This window comes from Methylobacterium sp. Leaf112 (assembly GCF_001423295.1).
Classification (GTDB): domain Bacteria; phylum Pseudomonadota; class Alphaproteobacteria; order Rhizobiales; family Beijerinckiaceae; genus Methylobacterium.
In genome coordinates this window covers 123,224-142,118 of sequence record NZ_LMNG01000031.1, presented here as the reverse complement: position 1 = coordinate 142,118, position 18,895 = coordinate 123,224, and the positions used below count along the sequence as shown (strand labels likewise).

Genomic DNA, 18,895 nt, shown 5'->3' with positions numbered 1-18,895 from the left:
ATGTTGTCGATACACTCGACGTTCGGGGCGCATGACGCGCCGCGAGGCCGCGAGCGACCCACAGCGTGACGAGTCATTCCCGCGACACACCGCAATTCTACCTGACGGCGCCGTCCGCCTGCCCCTACCTGCCGGGGCAGGAGGAACGGAAGGTGTTCACGCACCTCGTCGGGCGCCGCGCCCGCGATCTCAATGAAATCCTGACCCAGGGCGGCTTCCGTCGCTCGCAGACCATCGCCTATCGCCCGGCCTGCGAGACCTGCCGCGCCTGTATCTCGGTTCGGGTGGTGGTGGACGATTTCACCCCCTCGGCGAGCCAGCGCCGCATTCTCCAGCGCAACGCCGACCTCGTCGGGACCCCGGAGCCGAATCGCCCGGCGTCCGAGCAATACGCCTTGTTTCGGCGCTACCTCGATGCCCGTCACGGCGATGGAGGCATGGTGGACATGACCGTCCTCGACTACGCCATGATGATCGAGGACAGCCACGTCGACACCCACCTGGTGGCCTATCGCCGACGCGGGCCCGACACGGCGATCAACGGGCGCGGCATCGGCCCCACCGTCGCCCTCTGTCTCACGGACGTGCTCTCCGACGGTCTGTCGATGGTCTACTCGTTCTACGATCCGCAGGAGGCGCCGCGGTCGCTGGGCACCTTCATGATCCTCGACCACATCCGCCGCGCCCGGGACCTCGGCCTGCCCTACCTCTACCTCGGCTACTGGGTCGAGGGCTCGCGCAAGATGGACTACAAGGCGAAGTTCCTGCCCCAGGAACGCCTCACCGGCCCTGGCTGGCAGCGGGTGGACTGAGCGCCTTGTTCTGCGCGCGCTGCGTGACCTTCAAGGTCGCCGTCTCCCGCAATGTCCGCTCGATGGACGCATTCGCACGCTCGCGCACGCCGCGAATGGCGGCACCATCGTCGAAGGTCTCGGGAAAGCGCCGGGCGAGCCACAGGTAGGCGCTGGCGAGCCGCACGGTGCGTTCCTGATAGGCGAGGTCCCCGTGCGGGTCGGCACGCAGGGCCGGCACCGTGGCGTTCAAGGTTCGGGCCTGAACCCAGCGCTCGACGACCCCCACGGCGATGGGGTCGCGCCGGTCTATGGGCGTCACCGCGAAGGCAAACTTCTCGCGGATCGGGAGTGCGGCGCGATCCACCGCCTCAACCGCGCCCAGGAACTCTTCGAACGCCGAGGGCTGGAACGGCGAACCGTCGTAGAACGTCGCGCGGGAGAAATGCGCCATCACGGCGCTCAAGGAATCGGTGCCGAGTTCGCTGGCCGCGGCTTCGATGGCGGCGAGATCCGGCCGCACGAAGAAGCGGGTGTCGGCGGCCGGGGCCGTCGGCGCTCCCGACAGGGCATCGCGGATCGGTCCGAGGCCGTCCTCGTCGGTGGCGGCGACGTAGCCTGCCTCCTGATGGCCGAAGCGGCCGGCGCGGCCGGCGATCTGGCGGATCTCGGCGTTGGTCAGAGCACGCTCCTCGGTGCCGTCCCACTTGCGGACGGACGCGAAGATCACGCGCTTCAGGGGGCCGAGGTTGAGGCCCATCCCGATGGCATCCGTGGTGACCAGCACCTCGGCCTCGCCATCGCGAAAGCGCCCGGCCTCGGCGCGGCGCACCTCCGGCGACAGGGCGCCGTAGATGGTCGCGACGGACCGCCCGGCGGCCACCAGGATCTCCCGGTTCTCGTGCACGGCCCGGCGCGAGAACGCCACGACGGCGTCACCCGGTTCGACGGCTTCCAGGGGTACGGGCGCGTCGAGGGCGACCAGCGGCGTCTTGCGCGTGAAGGTGACCACGTCGAGGGATTCGCCGGCCGCCTCCGCCGCTCGGCGCACGGCCGAGAGGGCGTCTTCAGCGCCGCAGACGATGACGAGGCGGGCGGGGATGCCGAACAGGGCGTTCGTCCAGGCCCAGCCACGGTCGGGGTCGGACAGCATCTGGATCTCATCGATCACCGCCACTTCGATGGGCCGGCGGAGATCCGCGGTCTCGATGGTGCGTGCCGTATGGGTCGGGTCGGATTCACCCAGGATCTCTTCGCCCGTCACCATGCCGGCGCGCAGGCCGCGCGCCGCGAGGGCCTCGTAATTCTCCAGGGCCAGGAGCCGGAGGGGTGCGAGGTAGGTACCGGTTGCGGCTTTCGTGAGAGCCTCCAGGGCCGCGTAGGTCTTGCCGGAATTCGTCGGCCCCATGTGGAAGACGATGCGGCGGCCGAGACGCCGGGCGGCGGCGAACTTGTCGATGTAGGAGCCGAAGCCCGCCCGGTCGCGCAGGCGCCGGGTCCCGGAGGCTTCCTGCGCCACTACCCGCCCGCGGGCCCGCACGACCTTCAGGGTGTCGAGGATGTGGGACGCCACATCCGGCCCATCGGCGAAGACCCGCGAGCGCAGGGACCGGTCGAGATGGGCGATGTAGGTGACGGCGTCGGCCCCGGTCTCCGTCATGTCGGCGCGGATCTGGTCGCGCAGGCGCAGGATGGTCCGGTTCAGTGCCCCACGGGTACGGCCGGCGACCTGGGTCACCTGTGCGCGCAGGGTGTCGAGCGCCCAATCCGGATCGTTCCCGAGGGCCATCTCGTCGAGGATCTCGGCGGCCGCGGCATCCGGCGCCGTGTCGATTCGCAGATCCAGGCGGTTGTCGTCGAGGAGCGGGCACAACACCCGTATCCGCCAGCGCAGGGCTCCGTCCGGATCAGCCTCCGCGCGCAGGGCCGGGATCGCCTGAGTCAGGCGCGGCACGCCTTCGCGGGCGAAGGTCCGGCGCGCATCGGACGCCTGGAGGGCATGGGCGACGGCCGCGTCTTCGCAGACGCCGCCGCGTTCGGGCAGGCCGAGGCGCTCGCGCAGGGCCTCCCGGTCCACGGCGCCCGCCGCGATGCCGAGCCGGTGCAGGGCGTCGGCGAGAAAGTCAGTGGTCCGGTGAATGCGGCGCGCCATGCTCCACCCTTCCGGCGGGGCGCCCGAGAATCAAGCGCTCCGTACCGCCCCGCCCACCGCTAAAGCCCGACGGATCGTCACAGATGCGGATCGGGTGCCGCCTCGAGGCGGCCGTCCGCGATGGCCGCGAGAAAAGTCTCGTAGTCGGCCTGGTTGCGCTCGCCGTAGGCGCTGGCCCAGTCGGCCAAGGCCTCGCGCAGGTCGGCGTGGCGGTCCTTGCCGCAATAACCCGCGATGGCGGCGGCATCCCCAGTCCGGGCATGGGCGCGGGCGAGGAGCGCGCCGTAGGCCCAGGAGAAGTACAGGAGCGGCTGACCGGTCATGCACGACACCGGAATCTCGCCCTTCATGTTCTTCATCTGCCGCACGTAGAACGGCCGGTCGGCGATACTGGTCCAGCCGAGCAATGGGTCGCCCACCGCCTGGAGCAGGCGCTGGCCGTAGATCACCCGCTCGCCCTCGTGGCTGGCATAGGGCTCGGGCATGCCGGGCAAGTAGGGGGCATGCGCCGGGCGCACGGCCTCCTTCACCTGCAGAAAGAGCACGTCCTGGTCCGAGTTGCCACACAGCAGGGCCACGTAGGCGCGGGTGCCGACGCTGCCGACGCCCACCACCCGGTGGGCGACGTCGACCACGTGGTAGCGGCTCAGCATGAACCGGCGCTCGCGCGGTAGGGTGTCGGCGTAGTGCTCGAGCCCGCTGATGATCGCCTCGCGGGTCTCGTCGTCGACGCGGGTGAGGATCGGCGGGTCCTCGCGGAACCGCCAGCCGCCATCGACGCGGCGCTCGCCGACCCGTGCGAGCAGGGTCTGGTTGGTGCGCTTGCGGGCTTTCTCCACGGCCTTGCGCACGACACCCTGCGATTCGCCGTCGATGCGGATGCCCGAGAAGTCGAGGTTGTCGGCGCGTGCGGCGTGCTGCCAGACGTCGAGGGGGCCCTGGGGCGCCAATTCCGTCATGGTGTGCTGGTACCCGCCCACCGCCGCCACGACCGCGGCGCGGCGCTCGGCCGGGGCCACGTGATCGCCGCGGGCCGCCACCTCGATGCTGGCGACGAGGCGCTTCAGGTCCCATTCCCACGGGCCGATGGTGACTTCGTCGAAATCGTTGAGGTCGAGCACCACGTCGCGCTGGGGCGTGCCGAACAGACCGAAATTCGAGATGTGGGCGTCGCCGTTCATCGCCACCATGATGCCGCTGCGAGGCGACTGGGCGAGATCCCAGGCCATCACGTGCGCGGCCCCGCGCAGGAAGGCGAACGGCGAGCTCGCCATGCGCGCCACGCGCAAGGGGACGAGATGGGGCTGGCGCCCCTCGTGCGCGGCCTCGATGAGGGCCACGGGATCGGGCCGATTCTCCGGGAGGAAGAGCGGTGCATGGCTCTCGTGCGGCACGTTATCCCGCAGGACCTTGCCGGCGGCACGACGCTTCTCCCAGGGCTCGCCGGCACCGCGCAGATCGATCCGGGGGTAGTCGGCCAGGGGTTCGAGGACGACATCCTCGGCCGCTTCCGCGTCGGGCACGCGCTCTTCCGCCGCCCGGACTTCGGGCCCTGCGAAGGCTTCGGCCTGCGGGTGATGCCGCTCGATGAAGTCGTTCGACCGTTCCATGTTCGCAACCCGTACTCGCTGTGCCGAGGACAACCGGAGCCTCGGCACATCGTTGCCCCCAGGGGGATTAAAGCGCGGCCGCAATCCGTATGGGTGGCCGTCCGCGATGTCGCATCCGTAGGGGTATCGCTTCGACGGCACAGATCAGGGTGGTGTCGGCGGCACGGCCTGAGCGTCGAGCCATTCCCTTCGCGTCGCGATGAGATGCTTGAGCCGTTCGGCACGCTTCTCCCGGCGTTCGCAGCCCGAGCCATCGGGGCAATCGAGGGACCCGGCATGACCACCCTCGAAGACGCTGACAAGGGCCAGAACCAGGCCGATGAGGGTCAGGACCGCCAAGACGAGGACGGGCCAGGCGAGGCCGATTCCCACGAGGACGGCAAGCGCGACCTTGAGACCAAGGGAGGCCGCGAGCTTGAACTTGAACAGGGCCACGAGGGTCGCTCCCGTCCCGAGGGTGCCGCGCAGGCCGCGCAGGAGTCGGACCCGTAGGCGCCGGCGGGCCGCCAGCGCCTCCAGGCGGCGCAACTCCCGTGTCACGCGTCGGACCGAACGACCCGTCCCGACCTGCTCGCGCCCCCGCATTCGATCTCCCGGCTCCGCTTCGTCCGCCGAGCGAGGATACACCGAGGTCCACGCGCCGGAAGAGCCCGGCCCTCTCTGGCGACGCCTTCCCGCCGGGGCCGCGTGGCCCAGGTTCTGCGGCGCGAATCCTGCGCCCGCGCGTCTCGCGCCCGCAGTCGTTAAACCCGAAGCCGGTTCATGGCGGAGGCGAGGGAATACGTGATCCTGTCGCGCTCGAATTCGATGTTGATCTTGGCGACATTGGCTTCGGTCAATTCCGCCAGGGTGTTCAACAGATCGACGATGGTCATGGAGCCGAGGCGGAGCTCCATCTTCCGGCCGAGCACGGCGTCCTCGATTCTGCGCACGCGTTTGGCCGCAAGCTTCGTCTGGACGATCAACGAGGTGCGCTGGACGAAGGCGGTGGAGGCCTGGGTCAGGACGGTCCGCTCGAGATCGAGGGCTTCGAAGGACCTCTGATCGGCGAGGGCGTGGCCGCGCGCCACGTCGGCGAACTCACCGGGGTCGTAGATCGGGATGCGCGCCTGCAGCATCGCCGACGTATCACGGACCTTGTAGGGATAGTTCGAGACGGCGCCCTGGCGCGTATGCGCGAAGACGAAGTTCAGTTGCGGCGAGAAGCGCGCATAGGCGACCTTGGCGCTGGAGGCAGCCGAATCCGCATTGAGACGGGCAGCGAGCAGCCGCGGATTCGTCTGCAGCAGGGTGTCGCGCAACTCATCGAGGGACCGGGGCAGCAACGCGCTCGGGATGCGAGGCAGGCCCGACGGGTTCGCCGTCGGACCGGCGAGGCGCGCCAGGGCGAGTTCCGAGGCGAGCAGGTTGGCTTTCGCCTGTTCGTGCGCAGCGATGGCGGCGGTGACCCGCGATTCGGCCAGGGCCGAGTCCGCCAGGGTGGCGTCGTGGACCTCTAGCTTCACGGCGACGCTCTTGGCGACCTTTGCCACGTCCGCGATGGCGACTTGGCGCAGACGCAGGATGGTGCGGTCACGCAGGACGGCGAGATACGCGCTCGCCGTGTCGTACAGGATCTGCTGAGTCTTGTCGTTCTGGAGCTCCCGGCCGGCGGCGGCAGCGCTTCGTGCGGACTCGAGATCGTGGTAGCGTCGCAGGCCGTCGAACAGGGGCAGGGAAAGCTGGAACGCCTCGACCTCGGGCTGGCGCCGCGGCACCGTGTCGATCCCGATGGGCGCTTCGGGCGTGCTGGTGAAGTCCGGCGAGTACCGGATGTTGCTGTCGAGGCGGTGGGTGACGACGTAGGCCGCCGTCGGCAGGAAGGCTTCGTAGCCGCCGAGAACCCGGGCCTCCGCCGCTGCCTGACGCGCATCGTCGGCCTTGCGGTCGTAGCTGTCGCGCAGGGCCCAGTGCATCGATGTGTCGAGGGTTTCCGCGGGCGCCGGACCGGCGAGGAGCAGAACGCCGAGCATGCCGTACCGCACTGAGCGGCGCACCCCGCCACCATGGGTGCCGCACGGGCCGCCGTCCGCCCCTGCCCGCTCCGTCCGATCCATGTTGAAATCCAGTCGCCCGACATGCGCTGCGTGTCGGTCGTGAATAGACCGTCAAGGTTAACCGGCGATGAAACTCATACCGTTCACAGGCGCGTAATCCAGTCAAGATAATCAACTAAGTCTTTTCATAAAAATCATACTGTGAAAGATATAAAGTAATTTCGTTCTAGAAATTGTCCCTGCGCAGAAGCGGTTTTCTACCGGTGGTCGGGCTGAAGTCTCGTCCGGTCGACAAGTGGACAAGATGATTTTTCGACTGTCCATCATGCCTCGTTGAGTATCAGCATGATGGACAGGTCGGCGGTCAGTGCGAATACCGGATCGGTCGCAGAGGGACCCGGCAGCCGGCACTCGATGGCGACCGTGATCCGCAGGGCGGCCCTTCCCTCCGGTAGGACGCTGACACCCGCGAGGGTGAACACGCCGCGAATCGCGTGGTCGACCCGGACGGGGGCCAGCAGGCGAACCTTGTCGGCACCGAGGTTGATCATGAGGCGCACCGCCGGATGGGGTGGAAGTGCCGCCGCCGCGAACGTCCCCACCATGGCGAGGGTCAGGTAGCCATGCGCAATGGTGCCGCCGAACGGCGTCTCTGCGGCGGCCCGGACGGGATCGACATGGACGAACTGGAAATCCCCCGTCGCCTCGGCGAACCGGTCGATCCGCGTCTGGTCGATCACCACCCAGTCGGAGATGCCGATGGTTGTTTTGACCCGCGCCCTCAGGGCGTCGAGGTAGGCCGCAGGGTCGGGTGAAAGCGTTTCCGGCGGAGTCACGTGCGCGTTCATGGCTGTCTGGTCCGATGGCGGGCGAAAGGCTCAGGCCGTCCGGAAGATCAGGCTGGCGTTGAGACCTCCGAAGGCGAAGGAATTCGACATGGCGACGGGGATGGGCATCGGCCGGGCCACACATGGGATGGCGTCGAAATCCAGCGCCGGGTCGAGTTCGACGAGGTTCGCCGTCGGCGGCGCGATCCCGCGTTCCATGGCCAGGATCGTGGCGACGGCCTCCAGGGCCCCGGCCGCACCGAGGGCGTGTCCTGTGGCGCCTTTGGTCGACGAGACCGGCGGGATGCGCCCCGGCCCGAACACGTCCGCCATGGCGTTGCCTTCGGTGAGATCGTTGGCGCGCGTGCCCGTTCCGTGGGCGTTGATGTAGGCGACGTCGTCTGGCGCGAGGCCGGCATCCGCGAGGGCGGAGCGCATGGCTCGGGCCATTCCATCGACGGTCGGCGCGACGATGTCGCCCGCATCGGCGTTGGAGGCGAAACCCGCGAGCGCGACCGATCGGGTGATCCCCCGCGCACGGGCGTGGTCGGCGCGCTCCAGAACGAGGATCCCCGCTCCCTCCCCGACGACGAGGCCGTCGCGGCCACGCGAGAACGGGCGGCACCGGGTCCGGCTCATGATCTTCATGGCATCCCAGGCCATCAGGGTGCCGTGCGACAGCGGCGCCTCTGTCCCGCCCGTGATGGCGATGTCGACGATGCCGGCGCGGATCATCTGCGCCGCGAGCCCAATGGCGTGGGTTGCCGACGCGCAGGCACTGGCGATGACGAAGCACGGTCCCTTGGCGCCGAAGGCGAGGGAGACCCAACTCGCCGAAGAACTCGTCATCGCCCGCACCACGGAAAACGGGTGCGGGCGCTTGCCGTCCTTGAACAGGCGCGAGTATTGCGCGTCGAGGCTGGTCAGGCCGCCGCCGCCATTGCCGAGGATGACGGCGACGCGTTCCGGCGCCACCGCGTCGAGGCTCAGCTTCGCGTCCGCCATCGCGGCCTGTGCGGCAGCGACGGCGAGGATCGCGCTGCGGTCGCAGGCCGCCTGCGAGGCGAGCGGCAGGCGGGAGAAATCCGCGGTCTCGTCGATCTGCGCGACCACGATCCCCGAATCCGGCAGGGCGCGGCTCGCCGAGAACACGTTCTGTCCCGAGACGAGGCTCGTCCAGAACGTTTCCGTATCGAGCCCGCCGGGGGCCGCGACCCCGAGGCCCGAGACCACGACGGCGGTCATGCCAGCTGGACCTTGGACATCGGAGCGATGTCGGCGGCGGTGGTGGATTTGGCGGCCTGGGATTTCTTCGCCGCCAGTCCGGCCCGGATCATCTCGGCGACGTGTCCGACGGTGAGCGTACCGGTCTCGCCCGAATTGGCGTTGAAGCTGACTTCGATTCCGAACCGGTCCTCGATCTCGAAGACCAATTCGACCAGATCGAAGGAGTCGACCTGAGCTTCCGCCATGGTGGTGTTGGCGTCCCAACCTGTTCCTTCGGTCTTCAAATGGGTGCGGAAGATTTCGAGCAGGGTGGTCTCGATCTCGTCTTGGGCAGCGGCGGGGGTGGATAACTGCGTTACCATTGGTGGGCCTCGCAACTCTGAAGGAGGCTCAAATATCAATCCGGTCATTCAATCCGCAAGTCGCGGTTCGTATTCTACAAAATCTATCCCTCTTGATGGTAAATTCCGGAAATAGTCTCGGGTGGTAACCATTGGCCCGGCACCGTAGTTTGACTGCATTGATGCGGCCCCGGGTGCTGGGTACGGTTTGTCCATGGCTGAACAGCAGCCAGCCGGCAGCCTCAAGGTCAGGCCGGGTTCGATCTGGAGTAGCCCCATGAAGAAGCTCAATCTCGCCGATCTCAAGAAGGTCTCCGGCGGTACCAAGCCCGTCGACTGCAAGCCGGCCCCGGCCCCGAACTGCCCGCCGTCCAAGGGCGCCGACTGCTCCTAAGCCGACTCGCCGGCCCGCCCGGTCGACTGACTTCGCTACCCTCTCATTCAGGACATGCATCCCATGAAGAAGCTCGCTCTCACTGATCTCAAGAAGGTCTCCGGCGGTACCAAGCCCGTCGACTGCAAGCCGGCCCCGGCCCCGAACTGCCCGCCGTCCAAGGGCGCAGACTGCTCGTAAGGGCGGCTCGGACCGGTCTCGGTCGGGATCAAATCGGGCCTCGCCGCCGAAGCCTCGATCACGAATATTGATGGAACGCCGCCCGGGATGCCCGGGCGGCGTTCGCACTTAAAGAACTGTCAACGCAAATCAGTCTATTGCCCGTGGATGGACTGGACCCGGCGATGAACGACGTCACCCCTCTACAGTTGCGGGTCGCCGCCCTGCCGCTGAGGCTGCGCCGCCGCGCCCTTCGGACCCTGTGGCTCGCCCAGCGGGTGACGCGCCGGCTGCCCGCACGCGGCGTCGCGCCGATCCTACGCCAGACCTTGCGCCTGCCCCGGGCCGAAGCCAGTCGCCTCGATGCCGAAACCGCGTTTTCGGACGACCTCTACGGCCTCGAGTGGCTGTCCCTGGTGACCCGCTCGCACGCCGACATCGTCGCCGACTGGCAATCGGTGCGGTTCGCCGATCCGGAGCTCATCCGCCGGGTGGCGTCGAGCGGGAAGCCGGTGATCCTGGCGCCGCTCCACATGGGCTGCTTCGCCCTGCCCTTCGCTCGCCTGATCCACGACTTCTTCCGCGATCGGCGGATGCTGATCCTGCGGGCGCGCGAGGACCGCGCCGTCGAGACCCGCGTCATGCAGCGCATCTCCGAGATGGGCATGGAGATGCGGTTCCTGAACGTCCGCGACAAGCAGGATTACATCGATGCGATCCGGTTCGCCCGCACCGGGTCCGTCATCGTGTCGTTCGTCGACCTGCCGGCGAGCTACGGTGGACCCGTCGAGACCACCCTGTTCGGCCGACCGATCCGCCTCGCCATGGGCATCGACAGCCTCGCCCGCCTGACGGAGGCGGCGGTCCTGCCGCTCTCCATCACGTCGGATTGCGCTGGCGACACGGTTCGTTGCGGGCAGCCCTTCGAGGTCGCCGATAGCGGTCCGGAGACCAAGGCACGGGTGACGAGTCTGGTTCGCCGCCACATCGAGACCTCGGTGCTGACGGCCCCCGCCCAATGGTTCATGTGGCCGCGCCTGCACGAGTTTCTCCACGAGGGCGGACAGGCATGACCTTCGACGTGACCCGGGCCGGCCCACCCGAGGACGACACGACGCAATCCCCGGCTCGGAGCGTCGAGGCCGCTGCCGCCCGCCATATGGTCCGGGCCGAGTCCGATGCGCGTTCCGTCGACGATGATCCGCCGGAGGCACAGCCGGAGGAGACCTCCGGGAATCCCGATGACGGGCCGATGCCCGGCATCGCCCAGAATCCCCGCATCGTCCAGACCATCGATCTGCGTCAGAACCGAACCGCGACTCTGGCGACGGGGCTCGTGGCGCTGACGGTGTGCACGGTGATCGGCGGCCTGTGGTTCGGTCACTTCGCCCAGACCGAAACCGTGCGCGGCACGGTCGCGGCCACGGGCGGTTTCGCCCGCCTCGACGCGCCCCGGGCCGGCGTGATCACCAGGATCTTCCTCAACCAGGGCGATCCCGTGAAAGCGGGCCAAGCGGTCTACGCCCTGCGCATCGGCTCTGCGAGTTCCGGTGGGGAATCGGCCGTGGAGGCCGAGATGCGCAACCTCCAACTCTCCCGCAAGGGCCTGCAGGACGAGGTGGAGCGGGCCGACGCGTTCATTGCCCGCGCGACGAAGCAGCAGGCGCAGATCGCGGCCGACCAGGAGGTGTTCTATGCCGGCCTCGCCGAGCAGGCGCAGCGCCATGCCGCCGCGACGGAGAAGAGCCGCGCCGTGGTGCGCCGGATCGCCGCCTACATGCGCGACGGCTACGCCACCCGCGACATGCTCGAATCGCACGAGCGCGGAACCTTCGACCTGGAGCGCCAGCTCTCCGACCTGCGCCTGAAGCGCCTCGAAGTGCAGCGCCAGGATTCGGAGCGGCGCCGCGAGTTCGACCTCCTCGTCGCCACCAAGGTGTCGCAGAAGGCGAGCGCCCAGAACCAGATCGAATCCACCGACAGCCGGCTCGCGATGCTGCGCACGGAGACCGCCGTCGAGGTTCAGGCCCAGAGCGCGGGCGCCGTGCTGGCGCTCGCCGCCAAGGTCGGGGATTCGGTCAAGCCCGGCCAGTTCGTGGCCGCCACCGGCGAGCCGAACGCCGCCCCCCTCGTCGTCGTCGAGGCCCCGGCCCGCGCCGTCGGCCTCGCCAAGGTCGGTCAGCGGGTGATCATCAAGTACGATGCCTTCCCGTTCAAGACCTTCGGCATCCAGCACGGGACCATCACCTACATCTCCACCGCCGCCGTGCGCGGCCTCGCGGGCGAGGACAAGCCCGATATCGGCCTGGATCCGCGCCCAGTGGAGCGCCAATCCGCCTACCGCATCGAGATCCGGCCCGACCGGCCCGACGTGGACGCCTATGGCGAGCGCATTCCCGTGAAGATCGGCTCGACTCTTTCGGCCGATATCGTGGTGGAGCGCCGCCGCCTGCTCGATTGGGTCCTCGATCCGATCCGAGCCTTGAGGGGACGCTGATGTTCGGCCAATCGGTGTTCGGCGGGTTCGGCGAGCGCAAACGCGCCGTCCGGACCGTTCTGCAGAACGAAACCATGGAATGCGGGCTCGCCTGCCTGGCGATGGTCGCCAACGCGCACCGCCACGACATCGACCTGCCCTACCTGCGTGCGCTGTTCCCGCCGTCGCAGGAGGGCATGACGTTCGCGGAGATCGTCGAAGTCGCCGGCCAGATCGGGCTCGACGCGCAGGGCTTGGCCATTTCCAACACCGGCGAGTTGTCGAAGCTCGCCTGCCCGGCGATCCTGCACTGGAACGGCAACCACTTCGTGGTGCTCGAGAAGGTGGTGCGCGGCACGTTCCACGTTCACGATCCGGCCTTCGGCGAGCGGCTCTACGCCCGCGAGGACATGGAGCACCATTTCGGCGGCATCGCCCTCGAGTTCGAGCGGCGGGTCGATTTCGAGGCGGTGAAGACGTCGCGAAAGTCCCTGTTCTGGGCGGTCCTGCGCTCGTGTCGGGGCATCGAGCACACCCTGGCCCTCATCACGGTGCTGTCGTTCTCCGCGACCCTGTTCGCCCTGGCGACGCCGATCTTCCTGCAGACCGCCGTCGACAGCGTGATCCCGCAATACGACCTCGACCTCCTCACCGTCGTGGTCATCGGCCTCATCCTCTTCAGCGCCCTCGATGCCCTGTCGCGCTGGCTTCGCGACCTCGTGGCCCTGCGCTCGGCGACGCTGTTCGAGATTCACTTCACCCGCAACATCGTCTCCCACGCCTTTCGCCTGCCGATGACGTTCTTCGAGGCCCGGCATCCCGGAGACTTCGTCACCCGCGTCTCGTCGGTGGACCAGATCAAGACTTTCCTCGTCGGCGGTTTCGTCTCGTCCATCGCCGACGGGACGATGTCGATCCTGCTCGTCGGGATGATGTACTACTACTCGCCCGCTATGGCGTTCGCTTCCGTGGTGACCCTGGCGGCCGCCATCCTCGTGCGCTTCGCCACCTATCCGGGTATCGCCCGTAGCACGGCGCTCACCCTCGAATCTCGCTCCGAGGAGCAGGCCCGCCTGCTCGACGGCCTCGCCCAGATCCGCGCCCTCAAGGTCGGCAACACCACGAACTTCTTCGGCTTGAAATGGCTGGAGAACTTCACGCGGTTCGCCAATTACGGCTACCGCGCGAAAAAGCTCTCCATCGACGCGGATCTGTTCCTGCACCTGATCTTCATGCTCGGCACCGTCGCGACCCTGTTCATGGGCGTGACCGAGGTGATGAAGAGTACCCTGTCGGTGGGTGTGCTGTACGCGTTCTTCGCCCTGCGGGCGTCGTTCTTCACCGCCATGAACACTCTGATCATGAGCCTGCTGCAGATTTCGGTGATGCGGGTCCACTTCGCCCGCCTGGACGACGTGCTGAACGAGAGCCCGGAACCGGCGAGCGCCGGCCTGCGCATCGACCGTCTGATCCGGCGCAGCGTCAGCCTCGAGGAGGTGTCGATCCAGTTCGGCCGCCGCGGCCGGCCGCTCATCGAACCGTTCGATCTGACCATCCGCATCGACAAGCCCGAGACCATCGCCATCGTGGGGCCGTCGGGCTGCGGGAAGTCGTCCCTGCTCAAGGTCCTGTCCAGCCTGAACGTCCGTGCGACCGGCCGGATGATGGTGGATGGCAGCCCCCTGGAGGAGTTCGGCATCCACGAGTATCGCGCCAATATCGGCTGCGTCTTCGCCGACGACCGCGTGCTTGCCGGCACCGTGATCGAGAACCTGTCCCTGTTCTCGCCCGACGTCACCCACAAGCAGATGAAGGCCGCGCTGTCGGTGGTGGGGCTGCTGGAGGAGATCCAGTCCCTCCCCCAGGGCTTCGCCACGCTCCTCTCCGACGAGAGCCCCCTGCTCTCCACCGGCCAGCGCCGACGGCTCATCCTCGCCCGCGCCTTGTGCCGCCAGCCCCGGCTGCTCCTCCTCGACGAGGTCACGGCCAACCTCGATCCCGTGTCGGAAGAGGCCCTGATCCGCGCCCTGATGGCGATCCCGGTGTCGAAGGTCTTCGTGACCCACAGCGCTCACCTGCTGCCGTTCGCCGACCGCATCCTGCAGGTGAAGGACGGGCGGCTGCAGCAGATCGATGGGTTGAAGCGGGCGGCGTGACGCCGAACGCCCGCACGGCTTGCCCCCCCGGGACCTAATGGAATCTCCGGCGGGTGCTGCGCATGGCATCGTGAAATGCCCGGGGTCAGACGGTCCTGGCGATGAGATCCCTGATGCGGGATGCAAGCGTCTCCAGTACGAACGGCTTTGTCAAAACCTGCATTCCCGGGCGAAGGTATCCGTTTCCCAGGACCGCGTTCTCGGCGTAGCCGGTGATGAACAGCACCTTCAGGTCGGGCCGCCGATCACGGGCCGCGTCCGCCATCTGGCGCCCGTTCATGCCACCCGGTAGCCCGACATCCGTCACCAGCAGGTCGATCCGGACATCCGACTGCAGGATCTTCAGACCGGCGATGCTGTCGCCGGCCTCGATGGCGGTGTAGCCGAGATCTTCCAGCACCTCCGTGACCAGCATGCGCACCGACGGCTCGTCGTCGACGATCAGCACGGTCTCGCCCTGGCCCGCACGCTCGATTTCGGGGGGGCGTCGCGTGACGTCGGCCTCGTCGGCCTCACCGTAGTGGCGCGGCAGGTAGAGGCAGACCGTCGTGCCCTGTCCGACCTCCGAATAGAGCCGGACCTGTCCGCCGGACTGGCGGGCGAAGCCGTACACCATCGACAGGCCGAGCCCGGTGCCCTCCCCCATGGGCTTGGTGGTGAAGAAGGGTTCGAACACCTTGGCCATGAGGTCGGCGGACATGCCGCTTCCGGTGTCCGTCACGCAGACGCTGAGATACTGACCCGGCGGCATGTCGTGCTGGCGGGCCCCGGCCTCGTCCATCCATTTGTTGGCGGTCTCGATGGTGATGCGGCCGCCGTCCGGCATCGCGTCCCGGGCGTTGATGCACAGGTTGAGCAACGCATTCTCCAACTGGCCCGGGTCGATCAGCGCCGGCCATAGGCCCGCGAGACCCACGACCTCGAGTTGGATCGCGGGGCCGACCGTGCGCCGGACGAGTTCCTCCATGTCGCTGACGAGACGGTTCACGCTCGTCGGCTTCGGGTCGAGGGTCTGGCGCCGGGAGAAGGCGAGGAGCCGGTGGGTGAGCGCGGCGGCGCGCTTGGCGGCTCCCTGCGCCACCGTCATGTACCGATCGACCTCGGTGAGCCGCCCCTGTGCCATCCGGGTCTGCATCAGCTCCAGGGAGCCGGAGATACCTGCGAGCAGGTTGTTGAAGTCGTGTGCCAAGCCGCCGGTGAGTTGGCCGACCGCCTCCATCTTCTGCGATTGCCGGAGAGCCTCCTCGGTTCGTTCCAGGATCTCGGCCTGACGTTTGGCCTCGGACACGTCGCGCACGGAGGCGTAGATCAGGCCGTCGCGAGGCACCGCGTTCCAGGACAGCCACACGTCCGTGCCGTCCCGGTGGCGGTAGCGATTCTCGAAGGTGAGTTGCGGCTCGCCGCGCGCCAAGCCGGCTGCCGCCGCGAGGGTGGATGCCACGTCGTCCGGATGCACGAAGTCGAGGAACGGGCGCGCCTTCATCTCGGCCTCGCTCCATCCCAGCGTCCGTGGCCAGGCCGGGTTGAGGCTGACGAAGTACCCGTCGAGGGTGGCGACGCAGAGCAGGTCCGAGGAGGCCTGCCAGACCTGATCGCGCTCCGCGGTCCGCAGCGCGACCTGGCGCGCGAGTTCGGATTCCGTCTGCTTGCGTGCGGTCACGTCGTGCACGAACACGTGGAAACCGTCGACGGTGCCGGCCGGGTCCCACCGCGGCAGGTAGCGGATCTCGGCGACGCGATGCCGCCCGTCGCGTTGCGGCCAGTCGAGTTCGAAGGTCACCGATTCGCCGCCCAGCGCCCGGTCCATGTAGGGCTTGCGGGTGGCATAGGCGTCCGGTCCGAGGAGGTCCCTGACGTCCCGTCCGACCACGTCCCCCGCCGGCATCGAGAACCAGTCTTCGTATGCCCGGTTGGCGAAGCGATAGACGTGGTCCGCGCCGATGAAGGAGATCAGGACCGGCAGCGCGTCGGTGATGAGACGCAATTCGCGTTCACCGGCTTCCGCGCGGGTCTCGACGTTCCGGCGCTCCGTGATGTCGGAGAAGAAGATGGCAACGTGGTGTGCGGCCGGATCGCCGGTCCGCAGGGCGCGCACGTCGAACCAGCGTCCGAACACGTCCGCGTAATGCTCGAAATGCTCTGGCTCGCCCGTGAGGGCGACGCGGCCGTAGGTGTCGAACCAGTGGCGTTCCAGGTCGGGGGCGAACTCGCTCACCCACCGGCCGGCGACATCGGCCCCCGTCTGCCGAACGAAGGCGGGATTGGCTTCGACGATTCGGTAATCGACGGCGTGGGTGCCCGCGAACTTCATCGCGACGATGCAGAAGCCGACCTCGATGCTCTCGAACAGGGTCCGGTAGCGCGCCTCGCTCGCCCGCAAGGCGGTCTCCGCCAAGGTGCGCTCGGTGACGTCGTGCCCCTCGACGAAGATGCCGACGACGGTGCCCTGCGCGTCGGTGATCGGCTGGTAGACGAAGTCGAGGTAGCGTTCGTTGACCGGACCGTCGGCCGTGGCCTGGACATCGAACCGCGCGCCCGTCGCCTTGTGTATCCGGCCGGTGCGGAACACGTCGTCGAGGAGATCGACGTAGCCCTGCGCCGCCGCGTCCGGCAAGGCCTCGGCCACCGTGCGACCGACCACGTCGCGGTGGTCGATGGCCCGCTGATAGGCGGCGTTGGTGAGGGTGAAGCGGTGCTCCGGGCCACTGAGCAGGGCGATGAAGCTCGGGGCCTGCTCGAACATCTGTGCGAGCGAGCCCGACTGGGCACGCAGCAGGCGCACTTCGGCTTCGAGCTGCCCGCGGGACAAGGTTTCGGGGTCCGGAAGGGATAGGGCCTGCATGCGGACCGGGTTAGCCGGTGATTGTGTTATGGGCGAGGGCGTCCGGCACGATTACCGGCGATGATGCGAGCCATGACATTCTGGCGACGCCGCCGCTTGGAATCGCCCGGGGTGAACTCCGCCGCCTCGCGGCGGTAGCCATCGGGGGAGGGAAAGCTCGGCACGCCCACGAGCGGAAACCACCGCCACCCGTTTCGGTCCGTGGCAACCGTCTTCGGCACGCCGCCTGCCCCGCGGCCGCGCAGGGACATGAACATTTCCTGACGCGGATGTCGCGACGTTCCGTCGAAGGCATTCCCTTTGCTCTCGATCCGCCGGTTCGCGTATCTCCCAGGAACAGGACACCAGACAGCCATGCCCACCGCAATCCACCGCTTCGTCGGCGGCCGGACCGTTCCCGGCACCGGTACGCGAACCGCCCCCGTCTACAATCCCGCCACCGGCGAGGAGACCGGCCGGGTCGCGCTGGCCGACGCGGCGGATGTGAACGATGCGGTGGCGGCCGCGAAGGCGGTCGCCCGCGACTGGGCCCATACCACGCCGCTTCGCCGGGCGCGCATCCTCAACGCATTCCTGCGCATCGCCGAGGAGCGCATCGACGAGCTCGCGGCCCTCATCACCGCAGAGCACGGCAAGGTATTGTCCGACGCCGAGGGCGAGATCCAGCGCGGGCTCGAAGTGGTTGAGTTCGCCACCGCAGCGCCACAGCTCCTCAAGGGCGAAGTGACGGAGAATGTCGGCACCCGCGTCGACAGTCATTCCCTGCGCCAGCCCCTCGGCGTGGTCGCCGGCATCACCCCGTTCAACTTCCCCGTCATGGTACCGATGTGGATGTTCCCGGCGCGCTCGCCTGCGGCAATCGCTTCGTGCTGAAGCCCTCCGAGCGCGATCCCTCACTGGCACTCCTGGTCGCCGCCTGGCTCAAGGAGGCGGGCTTGCCGGACGGTGTGTTCTCCGTCGTCCACGGCGACATGGAGACCGAGTTTGATCCTCCCCCGCTTTCACGGACACCTCTGATACGCTCCTTGCGGGCTGGGAAGGTGTTTGAGGGCCAAGACGAGACGCGAGTTCACCCCCGAGTTCAAACGCGCGGCGGTGGCCCTGCTGGAAAGTAGCAGCCGGCCGCAGATGCAGATCGCAGCCGAGTTCGGGATCCAACCCTCGATGCTGAGGCCGTGGCGCTCGGCGCTGATGGGTGGCTCCCCACCACCGCGGAGAGCAGGGTCACCGGGAGCCGCGCCTGCGNCTCGATGCTGAGGCCGTGGCGCTCGGCGCTGATGGGTGGCTCCCCACCACCGCGGAGAGCAGGGTCACCGGGAGCCGCGCCTGCGAGCCCGGTGGCGTCCCCCTCCGACCAAGCCGCTGAGATCGCCCGTCTGCGGCGTGAACTCGACCGGACGCGCATGGAGCGCGACGTCCTAAAAAAAGCGATCGGCATCTTCGCGCAGATGCCCAAGTGACGTTTGCCCTCATCGAGCAGCATGCGAGCACCTGGCCAGTGCGTCTCATGTGCCGCGTGCTCGAAGTCTCCCCCAGCGGCGACTACGGCTGGCGGTCACGCCCCGAGAGCGCCCGGTCGGTGTCGAACCGTCAACGTCGAACCATCAACTCCTCGACGACGTCCGGCGGATCCATGCCGAGCATCATAGGCGCTACGGCTCACCTCGGGTGCACGCTGCCTTGCGCGCGGAGGGCCGAACAGCCAGTCGCGGACGCGTGGAGCGCCTCATGCGCCGCCAAGGCATCCGGGCCTTGGCTGGGCGTCGGTTCCGGCCCTGCACGACCGACAGCCGTCACGATCTGCCGGTCGCACCCGACCTCCTGAAGCAGCTCTTCTCGGCTGCCCTGCCCAACACGGTCTGGCTGGCGGACATCACCGACCAC

At 68.2% G+C, this 18,895-nt stretch carries 12 protein-coding genes and 3 pseudogenes; 7 read left to right on the top strand and 8 right to left on the bottom strand.

The annotated features are described in order from the left end of the window. Positions 1-65: 65 nt before the first annotated feature. Complete coding sequence (locus ASF52_RS16500; RefSeq protein WP_056174352.1) at positions 66-812, top strand: arginyltransferase; 747 nt, start codon at positions 66-68, stop codon at positions 810-812. Here ASF52_RS16500 and ASF52_RS16495 read toward each other — a convergent pair. The 7 genes from ASF52_RS16495 to ASF52_RS16465 form a co-directional block, all read right to left on the bottom strand. Beyond that, positions 781-2,943: a helicase-related protein gene (locus ASF52_RS16495; RefSeq protein WP_056174350.1), complete on the bottom strand. Its 2,163-nt coding sequence runs from the start codon at positions 2,941-2,943 to the stop codon at positions 781-783. The genes ASF52_RS16500 and ASF52_RS16495 overlap by 32 nt on opposite strands. A 77-nt stretch (positions 2,944-3,020) precedes the next feature. Further along, positions 3,021-4,553: a DUF2252 domain-containing protein gene (locus ASF52_RS16490; protein WP_082515356.1), complete on the bottom strand. Its 1,533-nt coding sequence runs from the start codon at positions 4,551-4,553 to the stop codon at positions 3,021-3,023. A 144-nt stretch (positions 4,554-4,697) separates the two neighbouring features. Continuing rightward, the gene (locus tag ASF52_RS16485) at positions 4,698-5,093 is read right to left on the bottom strand and encodes a hypothetical protein (RefSeq protein WP_244473838.1); all 396 of its coding nucleotides are present in this window, start codon (positions 5,091-5,093) and stop codon (positions 4,698-4,700) included. Between the two features lie 203 nt (positions 5,094-5,296). Then, on the bottom strand, positions 5,297-6,649 hold the full coding sequence (locus ASF52_RS16480; RefSeq protein ID WP_082503017.1) for a TolC family protein: 1,353 nt from the start codon (positions 6,647-6,649) through the stop codon (positions 5,297-5,299). A 263-nt stretch (positions 6,650-6,912) separates the two neighbouring features. After that, positions 6,913-7,437 (bottom strand): MaoC family dehydratase, encoded by a 525-nt coding sequence (locus ASF52_RS16475; protein ID WP_056174345.1) that lies wholly within the window; start codon positions 7,435-7,437, stop codon positions 6,913-6,915. 30 nt (positions 7,438-7,467) lie between these two features. Then, a complete protein-coding gene (locus tag ASF52_RS16470) occupies positions 7,468-8,661 on the bottom strand; it encodes a beta-ketoacyl-[acyl-carrier-protein] synthase family protein (protein WP_056174343.1) in 1,194 nt (397 codons plus the stop codon). Beyond that, the gene (locus ASF52_RS16465; RefSeq protein ID WP_244473837.1) at positions 8,658-9,053 is read right to left on the bottom strand and encodes an acyl carrier protein; all 396 of its coding nucleotides are present in this window, start codon (positions 9,051-9,053) and stop codon (positions 8,658-8,660) included. The genes ASF52_RS16470 and ASF52_RS16465 overlap by 4 nt, the downstream gene beginning before the upstream one ends. A gap of 669 nt (positions 9,054-9,722) precedes the next feature. Here ASF52_RS16465 and ASF52_RS16460 point away from each other — a divergent pair. Genes ASF52_RS16460 through ASF52_RS16450 form a run of 3 tightly spaced genes read left to right on the top strand, consistent with a single transcriptional unit; the run spans position 9,723 to position 14,169 of the window. After that, entirely contained in the window at positions 9,723-10,610 is an 888-nt protein-coding gene (locus tag ASF52_RS16460) for an LpxL/LpxP family acyltransferase (protein ID WP_056174342.1), read from the top strand. Continuing rightward, positions 10,607-12,034: an HlyD family efflux transporter periplasmic adaptor subunit gene (locus tag ASF52_RS16455; RefSeq protein WP_056174340.1), complete on the top strand. Its 1,428-nt coding sequence runs from the start codon at positions 10,607-10,609 to the stop codon at positions 12,032-12,034. Before ASF52_RS16460 ends, ASF52_RS16455 begins: the two co-directional genes overlap by 4 nt. Continuing rightward, a complete protein-coding gene (locus ASF52_RS16450; RefSeq protein ID WP_056174338.1) occupies positions 12,034-14,169 on the top strand; it encodes a peptidase domain-containing ABC transporter in 2,136 nt (711 codons plus the stop codon). Before ASF52_RS16455 ends, ASF52_RS16450 begins: the two co-directional genes overlap by 1 nt. A gap of 85 nt (positions 14,170-14,254) precedes the next feature. Here ASF52_RS16450 and ASF52_RS22185 read toward each other — a convergent pair whose 3' ends face one another. Next, on the bottom strand, positions 14,255-16,978 hold the full coding sequence (locus ASF52_RS22185) for a PAS domain-containing protein (RefSeq protein ID WP_443136690.1): 2,724 nt from the start codon (positions 16,976-16,978) through the stop codon (positions 14,255-14,257). A 387-nt stretch (positions 16,979-17,365) separates the two neighbouring features. Between ASF52_RS22185 and ASF52_RS16435 the strand changes: the two are divergent. From ASF52_RS16435 to ASF52_RS22180, 3 pseudogenes are all read left to right on the top strand, one after another. Next, a pseudogene (locus ASF52_RS16435) lies at positions 17,366-17,988 on the top strand (aldehyde dehydrogenase family protein); the annotation flags it as partial. A 67-nt stretch (positions 17,989-18,055) separates the two neighbouring features. Beyond that, positions 18,056-18,256, top strand: a pseudogene (locus ASF52_RS23325) (transposase); the annotation flags it as partial. 1 nt (position 18,257) lies between these two features. Beyond that, positions 18,258-18,889: pseudogene (locus tag ASF52_RS22180) on the top strand (IS3 family transposase); the annotation flags it as partial. Positions 18,890-18,895: the final 6 nt, after the last annotated feature.